The sequence below is a fragment of the Sphingomonas sp. 8AM genome (genome assembly GCF_902506455.1).
Lineage (GTDB): Bacteria > Pseudomonadota > Alphaproteobacteria > Sphingomonadales > Sphingomonadaceae > Sphingomonas.
Genome location: NZ_LR733844.1, coordinates 1,688,813 through 1,701,173 on the forward strand (window position 1 = coordinate 1,688,813; position 12,361 = coordinate 1,701,173).

Consider the following 12,361-nt stretch of genomic DNA (forward strand, 5'->3'; position numbering starts at 1 on the left):
AATCCCTCCCCGAAGCGCGCACGACGTCACTTGTTGAGGATTTCCTTTTCCTTCGCGGCCGATACCGCGTCGATGTCGGCGATCGTCGCGTCCGTCAGCTTCTGCACCTCGGTCTCCAGGCGCTTGCGATCGTCCTCGGAGATGACATTCTTCTTCTCGTCGGTCTTCAGCGCGTCCATGCCGTCGCGGCGGACGTTGCGCACCGCGATCTTGGCCTTCTCCGAATATTGCCCGGCCAGCTTCGCCAGCTCCTTGCGGCGCTCCTCGGTCAGATCCGGGATCGGCAGCCGGAGCGTCTGGCCATCATTGATCGGGTTGAGCCCGAGTCCGGCCGAGCGGATCGCTTTTTCGACGGGACCGACGTTCGTCTTGTCCCATACCTGCACCGACAGCATCCGCGGCTCGGGCACCGAAACGGTCGCGACCTGGTTGAGCGGCATGTGCGCGCCGTAGACTTCGACCGTCACCGGATCGAGCAGCGACGTCGAGGCACGGCCGGTGCGCAACCCGCTCAGATCGCCCTTCAGCGCTTCGATCGCGCCGTTCATCCGCCGCTCGAGATCGGCCTTGTCATACGCGGGCATCGATAGTCTCCATCTTCTTCTGCACGACCGTCGACACGCCCTTGCCGTCCAGCACGGCGGCAAAATTGCCATGCTCGCGGATGTTGAACACGACGATCGGAATGTCCGAATCACGGCACAGCGCCACTGCGCTGGCATCCATCACCTTCAGGTTCTTTGCCAGAACCATGTCGTAACTGACTGTGTCATAACGCTTCGCATCGGCCACCTTCTTCGGATCGGCATCATAGACGCCGTCTACCGAGGTACCCTTGAACAAGGCGTCGCAATTCATCTCGGCAGCGCGCAACGCTGCGCCGCTGTCGGTCGTGAAGAACGGCGAGCCGACGCCGGCGGCGAAGATCACCACGCGGCCCTTCTCCAGATGCCGCTCGGCGCGACGCCGGATGAACGGCTCGCAGACCGAATGCATCGGGATCGCCGACTGGACGCGCGTGTCGACGCCGATCGTCTCCAGCGCGTTCTGCACCGCCAGCGCGTTCATGACCGTCGCCAGCATCCCCATGTAGTCGGCGGTCGCGCGCTCCATGCCATTCGCCGCGCCGGAAATGCCGCGAAAAATGTTTCCACCGCCCACAACGATGCACAGCTCATAGCCCTGCGCCTTCACGCCGGCGATTTCCTCGGCGACGCGCGCGGTCACGGCGGTGTCGATCGCGAGCCCGCCCTGCCCCATCAGGACCTCGCCCGACAGCTTGAGCAGAATGCGTTTGTAGCGGGGCTCGGTCACAGGAATTCCGTTGTTGTGGGAGGGCGAAGCGGCGCGGACCCTAAGCGGCGGGTGCGCGGCTGGCAATGGGTTGACACGTTCGCGATGCGCGCCGCACGCCGCACAAAAAATGAACCGCCGCCCCGGTCTGAACCGGAGCGGCGGCATAATATTCCGGCAGCCACCGCGAAAGCCCGCGATGCAGCGGGGCGGATCAGCCCTGCGGCACGCCCGAAGCGGCGGCGACCTCGGCGGCGAAGTCGGAGACTTCCTTCTCGATGCCCTCGCCGAGCTGGAAGCGGACATAATCCTTCAGCACGATCTCGGCACCGGCGTCCTTGCCGGCCTTGGCGACCACGTCGCTGATCTTGGTCTTGCCGTCCATGACGAACAGCTGGCTGACCAGCGCGTGCTCCTTGCGGTACTTGGCGATCGAGCCCTCGACCATCTTGGCGATGATGTCGGCCGGCTTGCCCGACTCGGACGCCTTCTCGGTCGCGATCGCGCGCTCACGCTCGATCTCGGCCTCGTCGAGGTCGTTCTCGTTCAGCGCCTTCGGGAAAGCGGCGGCGATGTGCATCGCCAGCTGCTTGCCCAGACCCTGCAGCACGTCGTCGGCGGCGGTGCTCTCCAGCGCGACCAGCACGCCGATCTTGCCCAGACCCGGCGCCTGCTGGTTGTGGACATAGGCGACAACCGCGCCGTTCGCGACACTCAGCTGACGCGCGCGGCGGATCGACTGGTTCTCGCCGATCGTCGCGATGTTGTTGGTCAGCACCTCCTCGACGGTAGTGCCCGACGGCATCTTCTCCGCCTTGATCGCGTCGACGTCGCCACTGGTGGCGAGGGCGATCTGCGTCACCTCACGAACGAAGTTCTGGAACTGCTCGTTCTTCGCGACGAAGTCGGTCTCGGAGTTCACCTCGACCGCCGCACCCTTGGTGCCGGCGACGGCGACGCCGACCAGACCTTCGGCGGCGGTGCGGCTCGACTTCTTCTGCGCCGCAGCCAGACCCTTGGTGCGCAGCCAGTCCAGCGCCGCGTCGGTGTCACCACCGGTCTCGTTCAACGCCTTCTTGCAGTCCATCATGCCCGCGCCGCTCTTCTCGCGCAGGTCCTTGACCATCGCTGCCGTGATATCGGCCATTTGACTGTCCTCGATTGTGATGGAGTCGACGCGCGGCGATACTGCATCGCCGCGCGTCGATCGGAAAATAGTGGAGGCGCCAATTACGACGCCTCCATGACATTCGCTTTACGCGGCGGCGGGTTCGCCCTCGGCCGCTGCAGGCTCGGCGGCCGGCTCGGCAGCCAGCGCCTCTTCGGCCGGCGGCTCGCTCATCGCGCCCAGATCGACGCCACGGCTCGCCTGCTGCTGCTGGTTGCCGCGGGTCGAGGCGATGGCGATCGCCTCGCAATACAGGCGGATCGCGCGTGCCGCGTCGTCATTGGCGGGCACCGGGAAGGCGATGCCGTCGGGCGACACGTTCGAATCGAGGATCGCGACGACCGGAATGCCGAGCGTATTGGCTTCCTTGATCGCCAGCTCTTCCTTGTTGGCGTCGATCACGAACATCACGTCCGGGATGCCGCCCATGTCGCGGATGCCGCCCAGCGACAGCTCGAGCTTGTCGCGCTCGCGCGTCAGCTGCAGCACTTCCTTCTTGGTGAGGCCGGCAGTGTTGCCCGACAGCTGCTCCTCAAGGCTCTTCAGGCGCTTGATCGAGTTCGAGATCGTCTTCCAGTTGGTGAGCATCCCGCCCAGCCAGCGGTGGTTGACGAAATGCTGGCCGGCGCGACGTGCCGCCTCGGCGACCGGCTCCTGCGCCTGGCGCTTTGTGCCGACGAACAGCACCTTGCCGCCCGACGCGACGGACTGGCTGACGAAGTCGAGCGCGCGCGCGAACAGCGGCACGGTCTGCGACAGGTCGATGATGTGGACGCCGTTACGCTCGCCGAAGATGTAGGGCTTCATCTTCGGGTTCCAGCGGTGGGTCTGGTGGCCGAAGTGCGCGCCGGTTTCAATGAGCTGCTGCATGGAGACGACAGGAGCCGCCATGGTGTGTTTTCCTTCCGGTTGAGCCTCTGGGGAGCGAGTGACGCGACCTGAAAGGCCAGCGCACCGGTTGATAATGCTCCCCATGCGGGGTTGAGGCGCGCGCCCTACCCGACCGTCACCTATAATGCAAGTTCCGGCCGGTTGTTGACAAAGGCGAACATAGCTGGAACAAGGCGATGGAACAGAGCGGGAACTATGTTGCTAAACGTCCGCTCTGACACTGATTTAGGAACCACGCCGCTGTGCGGGAATTTACAGCGGGACGGTTCGCACGATGTGCGAGGAGGCGAGCATGGCAACCTTGATGGCAGTGATGGTGTTTGGCGGCGCGGCAACGATGGCGCTTTATGCGCTGGCCGCAACGGTGCTTCCGCAAGCGTCCCGGATCGCTGCGGTATTGCGGGGACAATCGGGCGGCGGCCGGTTCGAGCCGCTCTCAACGCTGGTACGTGCCGAGCGTCGGATCGCGGTCAGGCGCTGGGCGGCAGGCTCGACGGTGGCGTCGATGACGCTGCGCTCGCGCGAAGCCGCTTGATCCGCGCGTAGCTGGCGACGCTGAACGGCAGCGCGACGAGATAGGCCACCCCGGCCGCCGCAGCGGTTTGCCACGGCGCGCTGACCGCCGCGGCACCCACCGCGACAACGATCGCGATCGCCTCGAAACGGATGTTGGGGCGGAGCTTCAGCGAGCCGGTCGAGAAGGTGGCAAGGCTCGACACCATCAACAGCGCGACCATTACCGTCCACGGAGCGATCAGCCGTGGATCGCGGAGGACGGGCGCCTCGGTGACGAACCACAGGAACAAGGGCAGCAACGCCAGTGCGGCACCGGCGGGGGCAGGCACGCCAGTGAGGAAGCCGGCGGACTTGTGGGGCTGGTCGTCGGCATCGATGTTCGCGTTGAAGCGCGCAAGGCGCAGCGCGCAGAAGACGGCGAGTACCAGCGCCGCCATCCAGCCGAACCGCGGCAGCGTGTGAAGCGACCAGAGATACAGGATCAGCGCCGGCGACACGCCAAACGAGATCGCGTCGGAGAGCGAATCGAGTTCGGCGCCAAAGCGGCTCTCCCCGTGCAGCATGCGCGCGACGCGCCCGTCGAGGCCGTCGAGCACGCCGGCAAGCAGCACCATCATCACCGCCAGTTCCCAGTTCGCCGAGATCGCGAACCGGATCCCCGACAGACCGGAACATAGCGCCAGCGCGGTGACCGCATTGGGGGCGACCGCGCGCAATGGCAGGCCGCCCGGCGGGCGGCGGAGCGGACGGCGAAGCGGCGGTCTCATCGGCGCGCGCCTATTGCGACTTGCCGGTGATGCGCGGCACGCCGAAGCGACCCAGCACCGTTTCGCCCGCCACGGCGCGCTGCCCCAGCGCGACCTGCGGCTCGAACCCTTCCGGCAGATACACGTCGACGCGGCTGCCGAAGCGGATCAGCCCGACGCGCTGCCCGGCGGCGACGATGTCGCCGATCTTGGCGAAGCCGACGATCCGGCGCGCCACCAGCCCGGCAATCTGCGTGAACCCGACGCGGCGGCCGTCGAAGCCCTCGACCACGAAATGCTGGCGCTCATTCTCCTCGGACGCCTTGTCGAGATCGGCGTTCAGGAACTTGCCCGAGATATAGACGACCTGCCGGATCGTCCCCGCGATCGGCGAGCGATTGATGTGGACGTCGAACACCGACATGAACACCGAGACGCGCACCATCGGGGCCTCGCCGAGATCGCCGACCAGCTCACGCGGTACCGGCACGCGCTCGATCATGGTGATGAGCCCGTCGGCGGGCGACACGATCAGGTCGTCGCCGATCGGCGTGGTGCGCACCGGATCGCGGAAGAACGCCGCCACCCACAGGGTAAGTCCCAGAAACGGCCAGAAGAATACCTTGGAGACGATCGTCATCAACAGGGTGATGCCGAACGCAATGGCGGTGAATTTCTGCCCTTCCGGGTGGACGGCGGGAAAGCGCCACTTGACGGTGGTCGTGACGACCGGCGGCTTGTCGAGCGAAGTCATCGCTTCGTCCTATCGAGCGAAGCGCGCGGTGACAACGCCGTAGGTTGATCCCTGCCCCCCTTCCCCCTATCGCCGCACCAAACCACCCACTCGAAGGACAAGCGAGCATGGCGAAGATCAAGGTAAAGACGCCCGTCGTGGAGATCGACGGCGACGAGATGACGCGGATCATCTGGGAATGGATCCGCGAGCGCCTGATCAAGCCATACCTCGACATCGATCTCGATTATTACGATCTCGGCGTCCAGGAGCGTGACCGCACCGACGATCAGGTCACGATCAACAGCGCCAAGGCGATCCAGAAATATGGCGTCGGCGTGAAGTGCGCGACGATCACCCCCGACGAGCAGCGCGTCGAGGAGTTCGGCCTCAAGAAGATGTGGCGATCGCCCAACGGCACGATCCGCAACATCCTCGGCGGCGTCGTCTTCCGCGAGCCGATCGTGATGAAGAACGTCCCCCGCCTGATCCCGGGCTGGACGCACCCGATCGTCGTCGGCCGTCACGCCTTCGGCGACCAGTATAAGGCGACCGACTTCAAGGTGCCCGGCAAGGGCAAGCTGACCATGAAGTGGGAAGGCGAGAACGGCGAGACGATCGAGCACGAGGTGTTCGATTTCCCGTCGTCGGGCGTCGCGATGGGCATGTACAATCTCGACGAGTCGATCCGCGACTTTGCGCGTGCCTCGCTCAACTACGGGCTCGGCCGCAACTGGCCGGTGTATCTCTCGACCAAGAACACGATCCTCAAGGCCTATGACGGCCGCTTCAAGGACATCTTCGCCGAAGTGTTCGAGAGCGAGTTCGCCGACCAGTTCAAGGCCGCCGGCATCGTCTACGAGCACCGCCTGATCGACGACATGGTCGCTTCCGCGCTCAAGTGGAACGGCGAGTTCGTCTGGGCCTGCAAGAACTATGACGGCGATGTTCAGTCGGATCAGGTCGCGCAGGGCTTCGGCTCGCTCGGCCTCATGACCTCGGTGCTGATGACCCCGGACGGCAAGACGATCGAGGCCGAGGCGGCGCATGGCACCGTCACGCGCCACTATCGCCAGCACCAGCAGGGCAAGGCGACCTCGACCAACCCGATCGCGTCGATCTTCGCATGGACCGGCGGGCTGAAGTACCGCGGCAAGTTCGACAACACGCCCGACGTGACGCGCTTTGCTGAAACGCTTGAGCAGGTTTGCGTCGAGACGGTCGAGAACGGCGACATGACCAAGGATCTCGCGATCCTGATCGGCCCGGACCAGCGCTGGATGACCACCGAGCAGTTCTTCGAGGCGGTTCGCGTCAACCTCGAGAAGAAGATGGCCAACTGGGCCTGACCTGATGCCCGGGCGGCGGACGAACGATCCGTCGCCCGGCATTCTTCTACGCGGCGCTGACGCCTTCGGCGGCGACGCGCCCCTCCCCGCACACCACGCCCTGCACGCGGACACGCTTCTGGACGTGATCGACCGGCACGCGCGGCAACTCCAGCACATAGCGGCCACCGCGATCGCGTTGCAGGACGAACGCGCCATGCTCGCGCACCAACAATCCGGTTTCGTCGATGGGGGTGCCGATACTGCTCATCGGCCGCACATGGCGATGTCGATCGCGACGCGCAATGCGCCGCCGAAAGGCGGTGGTGGGCCCGGCAGGACTCGAACCCGCAACCTAGCCGTTATGAGCGGCCAGCTCTAACCATTGAGCTACAGGCCCCGACACCGCGCCGCCCCGTAGCGCCGCGGCCGGCCCGCTGGCAAGCGCCTACGTGGCGCCGCCTGTCGCATGCCCGCTGGCATCGTCCTCGACCGCCGGTAGCAGCAGCGTCAACAGCGCCGGCGCGATTACGAACCGGCCGCCCATCTCGGCGGCGAGATTGCGGACCAGCCGGAACGCGAAACCAACCCCGAGCAGCGGCGCGCCTTCGTCACGCGACGCGTCCTCGTCGTCGAGCGCGTAGAGACTCGCCTCGTCACGATGCGCAAGTGCCGCCGGCGGCACCAGCGCGAGTGCCAGCGTCCCGACGCCCCCGACCAGCGCCATCGAGAGCTGCTCACCCGGCGCAGCCGCCGACAAGGCCGTCGACAGCAGCCGCGCGATCAGTCGCTCCGCGTCGTGCGGATTCACCGACCAAGCCGCGTCACGCACCGCCGGCAAGGCCAGTGCCGCGCCACGCAGCGCGGCGAGCGGCGCGAGATCGTCCGCGATCTGCTCCAACAGCGCGCAGGCGGGGGTCACGCCGTCACGGCGTTCCAACGCATGGCCGTCGATCCGCGCCGCGAGGTCGAGATCCTCGATGGCCCCGATCAGATCGCTGACGCGGCGGCGGATGTCCCCCGCCCGCTCGCGATAGGTCGGCGCCACCGGCCCCAACAGTTGCTGCTCGATCAACTCGGAGAAGCCGGCGATCGCGCTGGTCGGCGTTCGCAGTTCGTGGACCAGTCGCCGCAGTCCCTCGGCCCCCGCCGCACGGTCGCGCTCGACACCGCGCTCGGCGCGTTCGTCGGCGCGCGGGCGGCGTGCCTCGCCACGCATGCCCGTGAACCCGCCCGTCGCCTGATCGAACATCGGCACGCCGGCGATCCGCCATTCGCCCGCGATCGCCGACTCGCCGGGCACGCGCAGCCGGGCACCCGCGAACGGCGCGCGTTTGCGGAACGCACCCGACGCGACGCCGTCGACGGCCGCCCCGGCCCAGATGCCGGCGCGCGGGTCGAGCGTCAGCCCGATCACCGCACCGCGCGGAGCGGCGTCCAGCCAGCGGATCACCCCGGCGGCATCGGTCTCGAACTGGAAACTGGCGAGCGGCCTGATCGGATCGCCACCCTTGCGTTGATGCGCACCGATCCGTTCGACGAGATCAGCGATATCGAAGCGCACACCCGGTCCGGCGATCGGGACGGGAGCGCTGGCGGGCGTGTAGCTTAGCCGGAGATCGCTGCCGCCGAAGCTGTCCAGCGCGCGCTCCACCGATGGCGGCAGGTCGCGGCGCTGCCTGACCACGCTGCGCCCGACCGGCCCCAGCCGCGGCAGCAGCGTCTCCCACTCCGCCGCGTCGAGCCGCACCGCGCGCAGCGTCGCTGCTGCGACTTCGGCGGTGTCGGTGGCAAATAGCGTGACCAGAGCCAGCGGCGCATCGACCAGCGCCAGTCCGCGAGCGCATGCGATCCGCACTGCCTCCGGCACCCGTTCCCGCAACTGGATCAATCGGGTCAGCAGCGTGTCGTCGGCAGGCGCCCGGCCCCGCGCGATCAGGTCGACCAGCTGCCGATAGGTCGCACGCGCGCCCAGCGCCGAGCGCGCCTCGGCTGCCAACACGGTCCTCAGGCTGTCGTTGAAGCGCACGGAAACGATCGACCTCTTGTTTCTTGCGGGTTGATCCCGCCGCCGTACCTAGAGACGCGGCCGCTTCGGAGCCATCGCGGAGATTTCGGGGTCATCCCGGATTGAAGCAGCTTTGGACAATTGCGTTTCAGCGCAACAATCCTATAGCCGTCGCTTCAGATGCTATCGCGAAGATGCGTAGCCAGTTGAGTGAGATATGATGTCCCTGGATCGGATCGATCGTGAAATCCTGGCCCTCCTACAGGAGGACGGCCGGATGACCAATGTCGAGCTGGCCGAACGGGTCGGCCTGACCGCGCCTCCCTGCCTGCGCCGCGTCCGCGCGCTGGAGCAGGCCGGGGTGATTCGCGGCTATCATGCCGAGTGCGATGCAACCAAGCTCGGCTTTCCGATCACCGTCTTCGCTATGGTCAGCCTGCGCAGTCAGGCCGAACCGGACCTCGCCGCGTTCGAGGCGCATGTCGCCGCGATCCCGGAAGTGCGTGAATGTCACATGCTCAACGGCGAGATCGACTTCATTCTGAAAATCGTCGCGCAGGATCTGGAGAGCTTCCAGCGCATCCTGACCACCAAGCTGACCTCCGCCCCCAATGTCACCAGCGTCAAGTCGTCGCTGACGATCCGCACCTTCAAGGCGCAGGCCGGCGTCCCGATCAGCTGAGCAACGAAAAAGGGGCGACCCACCGGCCGCCCCTCTCCCTTCGTCCCGGGATCGAGCGCTTACGCGACCGGCGGATGATCGAGGAAGTCGATCCACCAGCCCGCGATATCGGCGCGTGGCGAACCGGTCACCGCCTGGAACGCGGTCCTGGCGCCAGCCTTGTCGCCCGAGTTCGCCAGCGCAATGCCCAGACGCGTGTTCACGGCATTGGCGTCGACACCGCCCTTCTGCAGCGCGGCGCGATACAGCGCGATCGCCTTGGGATATTCGCCCGTGCCCAGATACGCGTCGGCGGTGCTCGCGGCGAGCTTGCCGTCCGCCGCCTTCATCGCGCGCGCTTCGACGGCGGCCATCGAACCTTCGTTCGAGATCGACTTGTTCGCGGCTGCCAGCAGGCTGCCGGCGTCGGGGCTGTTCGCCGGAATCTTGCCCGCGGCCTTGCCCTCGGTCAGCACCGCCTTCGATTCCCACGGCAGGCCCTGATCGAAGGTCCACTGTGCGTAGATTTCATAATCGTACTGATCGGCCAGCGCCTTGCCCGAACGCAGCAGGCGATACAGGTCGACCTTCTGCGCCTTGTCCAGCGTGGCGATCGACTGCGGCTGGATGCCCCAAACCACCAGCATGTCGCGCCAGTTCTTCGCGGTCGGATAGGCGGTCAGATAGCGACGCATCCACGCCCGGGTCTCCGTCGGGTTCTTCGCCTGGTTGTTGCGGGCGATCGCATAGCGGAAAATGTCTTCCGACGGCTTCTGCCCCGCGGCCATCTGCTCGTCGACCATCTTGGCCAGCGCGGCGGATCCACCGGCGACATCACCCGAGTCCATCTTCAGCTTGACGAGCTGGAGCGGCAGGTTCGGATCGTTGTAGCCGAGCTGCTGCGCCTGCTCGAAGAAGCGCATCGCGCCCGCCGCATCCTTGGCATTCGCCTGGATCACGCCGCGCTGATACGCATATTTCGCCTTGTCGGCCTGCGCGGTACGCGGGCTGGCGATCAGCGCGTCAAGCGGCGCGGCGAGGTTGGCGTTGTTCGGACCGCCCGGCTGAATCACCTCCAGGTTGAGGCGCAGCGCGGCGGCGATGTACTTCTCGTCGTCGGTCTTGGCAGCGGCCTCGACTGCCGCGACCAGCGGCGTCGCGGTCGCGACATCCTTGGTGGCGAGCGCGGTCTGCGCCTGCGCGGCCGGGCCGCGAACCTCGTTGCTGAGCTTGAGCTGATCGCCCTTCTGCTCTTCCTTCTTCTTCTGTGCCACCGCCGGCTGCGACAGTGCGACCGTCGCACCACCAGCCAGAAGCACAGCCATCACGGCGTTCGAAAGGGTCTTCATCGACACGTCTCTCCAGATTTCGCGGGCGTAACGCTCGGTCGCTGCTCTAGTGCCCACCGCGCGCGTGTACAAGGAATGTACCGTAGCAATGCGTTGCCGCCGCTGAACCGCAATTGAACGCGGCCGGGCCCCGGAGTACGGCGCGGCGATGATCGCCGTTCTCTCGCCGGCCAAGACGCTGGACCTCGAAACACCACCGCCCTTTTCCGCGACCCCGGCCCGCTTCGCGGCCGAGGCTGCGACGCTGGCGAAGGCCGCCTCGCACCTGACGCAAAAGCGCCTCTCCGAGCTGATGAAGATCTCGCCTGCGCTCGCCAAGCTCAACGCCGATCGCTTCCGCGACTTCGACACTGCCGAAGAGCGCCCCGCCCTCTATACCTTCGCGGGCGACGTCTACACCGGGCTCGACGCCGCAACGCTCGACGAGCCGGCGGTACGTTTCGCACAGGATCATCTGCGCCTGCTCTCCGGCCTCTATGGCCTGCTCCGCCCGCTCGACGCGATGCGTCCGTACCGGCTGGAGATGGGCACACGCTGGGCGCCGCGCCGCGACAAGCTCACCGACTGGTGGGGACCGCGCATCGCGGATGCGTTGGCGCAGGACGTGGCAGACGAGGGGTCGAAGGTGGTGCTCAACCTTGCCAGCAACGAATATTGGGAGGCGGTCGCCGGAAGACTCCCGTCGGCCGTCCGCGTCGTCGCCGTCGACTTCCGCGAGGCGGACGACCGCTTCATCAGCTTCCACGCCAAGAAGGCGCGGGGCATGATGGCGCGCTATCTGGTCGAGCATCATGTCGCCGATCTGGACGGCATGAAGGCGTTCGACACCGCCGGCTATCGCTTCGACGCCAATGCCAGCGACGAGGCCCGCTGGACCTTCCGGAGGGCCGCCTGATGCGCGCCGTGGTGATTGGTGCCGGCGGCGGCGTCGGCGCGGCACTCGCCGACGCGTTGGCGGAGGAAGAGAATGACGTCGTCCGCCTCACCCGCGCCGAGTTGGACCTGACGGACGAACCGACCATCGCCGCAGCAGCCGCGCAGGTCGGCAAGGCCGATATGGTGGTCGTGGCCACCGGCCTGCTTCACGACGCGGAACACGGGCCGGAGAAAGCGCTGCGCGATCTCGATCCGGTGTGGCTGGCGAAGCAATATGCGGTGAACGCGATTGGCCCGGCGCTGGTGGCCAAGCACTTCCTGCCCATCCTGCCCCGCACCGGCCGCTCGGTGTTCGCGGCGTTATCGGCGCGCGTCGGCAGCATTTCCGACAACCGGCTCGGCGGCTGGTACGGCTATCGCGCGAGCAAGGCGGCGCTCAACCAGTTGATCCGCACGCTGGCGATCGAGGACAAGCGCCGCAACGATCGCGGGATCGTCGTCGCGCTCCATCCCGGCACCGTCGACACCCGGCTGTCCAGGCCGTTCCAGCAGAGCGGACGCGACCTGTTCCAGCCCGATCGCGCCGCGGTGCAGTTGCTCGACGTGCTCGACGCGCTGAAGCCGACCGACAGCGGCAAGCTGTTCGCGTGGGATGGTGCCGAGATCACGCCGTGATCGCCCTTCTTCGTCATTGCGAGCTAGGTCGCAATGACGCGGCGGTGATTGGGGCCGTCAGGACAGGACGAGGCAGACGCTCGCCCATCCCGGTCGCCCCGGGCGTGACTTTGTGCC

The 12,361-nt window shown here is 66.7% G+C and carries 13 protein-coding genes and 1 tRNA gene; 4 read left to right on the plus strand and 10 right to left on the minus strand.

Annotated elements, in window-relative coordinates; translation table 11 throughout:
* Positions 1–26 precede the first annotated feature (26 nt).
* From frr to BACI71_RS08015, 6 genes are all read right to left on the minus strand, one after another.
* Positions 27–584, minus strand: a complete 558-nt coding sequence (gene frr, locus BACI71_RS07990) for a ribosome recycling factor (protein WP_159757301.1) — start codon at positions 582–584, stop codon at positions 27–29.
* Positions 571–1,314 carry a UMP kinase gene (gene pyrH, locus BACI71_RS07995; RefSeq protein WP_201297330.1) on the minus strand — a complete coding sequence of 248 codons (744 nt, stop codon included), beginning with the start codon at positions 1,312–1,314 and terminating at the stop codon, positions 571–573. The genes frr and pyrH overlap by 14 nt, the downstream gene beginning before the upstream one ends.
* 193 nt (positions 1,315–1,507) lie before the next feature.
* On the minus strand, positions 1,508–2,440 hold the full coding sequence (tsf, locus tag BACI71_RS08000; RefSeq protein ID WP_159757305.1) for a translation elongation factor Ts: 933 nt from the start codon (positions 2,438–2,440) through the stop codon (positions 1,508–1,510).
* Positions 2,441–2,548: 108 nt separating this feature from the next.
* Positions 2,549–3,352: a 30S ribosomal protein S2 gene (gene rpsB / locus BACI71_RS08005; protein ID WP_159757307.1), complete on the minus strand. Its 804-nt coding sequence runs from the start codon at positions 3,350–3,352 to the stop codon at positions 2,549–2,551.
* A gap of 470 nt (positions 3,353–3,822) precedes the next feature.
* Positions 3,823–4,635, minus strand: a complete 813-nt coding sequence (locus tag BACI71_RS08010) for a CDP-alcohol phosphatidyltransferase family protein (RefSeq protein ID WP_159757309.1) — start codon at positions 4,633–4,635, stop codon at positions 3,823–3,825.
* Positions 4,636–4,645: 10 nt separating this feature from the next.
* Positions 4,646–5,368, minus strand: a complete 723-nt coding sequence (locus BACI71_RS08015) for a phosphatidylserine decarboxylase (RefSeq protein ID WP_159757311.1) — start codon at positions 5,366–5,368, stop codon at positions 4,646–4,648.
* A 107-nt stretch (positions 5,369–5,475) separates the two neighbouring features.
* On the opposite strand from BACI71_RS08015, the gene BACI71_RS08020 reads away from it, so the two are divergent.
* Positions 5,476–6,696 carry an NADP-dependent isocitrate dehydrogenase gene (locus BACI71_RS08020; RefSeq protein ID WP_159757313.1) on the plus strand — a complete coding sequence of 407 codons (1,221 nt, stop codon included), beginning with the start codon at positions 5,476–5,478 and terminating at the stop codon, positions 6,694–6,696.
* A 46-nt stretch (positions 6,697–6,742) separates the two neighbouring features.
* On the opposite strand, the gene BACI71_RS08025 is transcribed toward BACI71_RS08020, so the two are convergent.
* The 3 genes from BACI71_RS08025 to BACI71_RS08035 form a co-directional block, all read right to left on the minus strand.
* Positions 6,743–6,946 (minus strand): DUF5818 domain-containing protein, encoded by a 204-nt coding sequence (locus tag BACI71_RS08025; protein ID WP_159757315.1) that lies wholly within the window; start codon positions 6,944–6,946, stop codon positions 6,743–6,745.
* Positions 6,947–6,999: 53 nt separating this feature from the next.
* Positions 7,000–7,075: transfer RNA gene (locus BACI71_RS08030), tRNA-Ile, on the minus strand.
* 48 nt (positions 7,076–7,123) lie between these two features.
* The gene (locus BACI71_RS08035) at positions 7,124–8,677 is read right to left on the minus strand and encodes a histidine kinase dimerization/phospho-acceptor domain-containing protein (RefSeq protein WP_236552899.1); all 1,554 of its coding nucleotides are present in this window, start codon (positions 8,675–8,677) and stop codon (positions 7,124–7,126) included.
* A gap of 226 nt (positions 8,678–8,903) precedes the next feature.
* Between BACI71_RS08035 and BACI71_RS08040 the strand changes: the two genes are divergently transcribed.
* The gene (locus BACI71_RS08040) at positions 8,904–9,365 is read left to right on the plus strand and encodes an Lrp/AsnC family transcriptional regulator (protein WP_159761010.1); all 462 of its coding nucleotides are present in this window, start codon (positions 8,904–8,906) and stop codon (positions 9,363–9,365) included.
* A 59-nt stretch (positions 9,366–9,424) separates the two neighbouring features.
* On the opposite strand, the gene BACI71_RS08045 is transcribed toward BACI71_RS08040, so the two are convergent.
* The gene (locus BACI71_RS08045) at positions 9,425–10,669 is read right to left on the minus strand and encodes a hypothetical protein (protein ID WP_236552900.1); all 1,245 of its coding nucleotides are present in this window, start codon (positions 10,667–10,669) and stop codon (positions 9,425–9,427) included.
* 172 nt (positions 10,670–10,841) lie between these two features.
* On the opposite strand from BACI71_RS08045, the gene yaaA reads away from it, so the two are divergent.
* The gene (gene yaaA / locus BACI71_RS08050; protein ID WP_159757319.1) at positions 10,842–11,588 is read left to right on the plus strand and encodes a peroxide stress protein YaaA; all 747 of its coding nucleotides are present in this window, start codon (positions 10,842–10,844) and stop codon (positions 11,586–11,588) included.
* Positions 11,588–12,244 (plus strand): SDR family NAD(P)-dependent oxidoreductase, encoded by a 657-nt coding sequence (locus BACI71_RS08055; RefSeq protein WP_159757321.1) that lies wholly within the window; start codon positions 11,588–11,590, stop codon positions 12,242–12,244. The genes yaaA and BACI71_RS08055 overlap by 1 nt, the downstream gene beginning before the upstream one ends.
* Positions 12,245–12,361 lie beyond the last annotated feature (117 nt).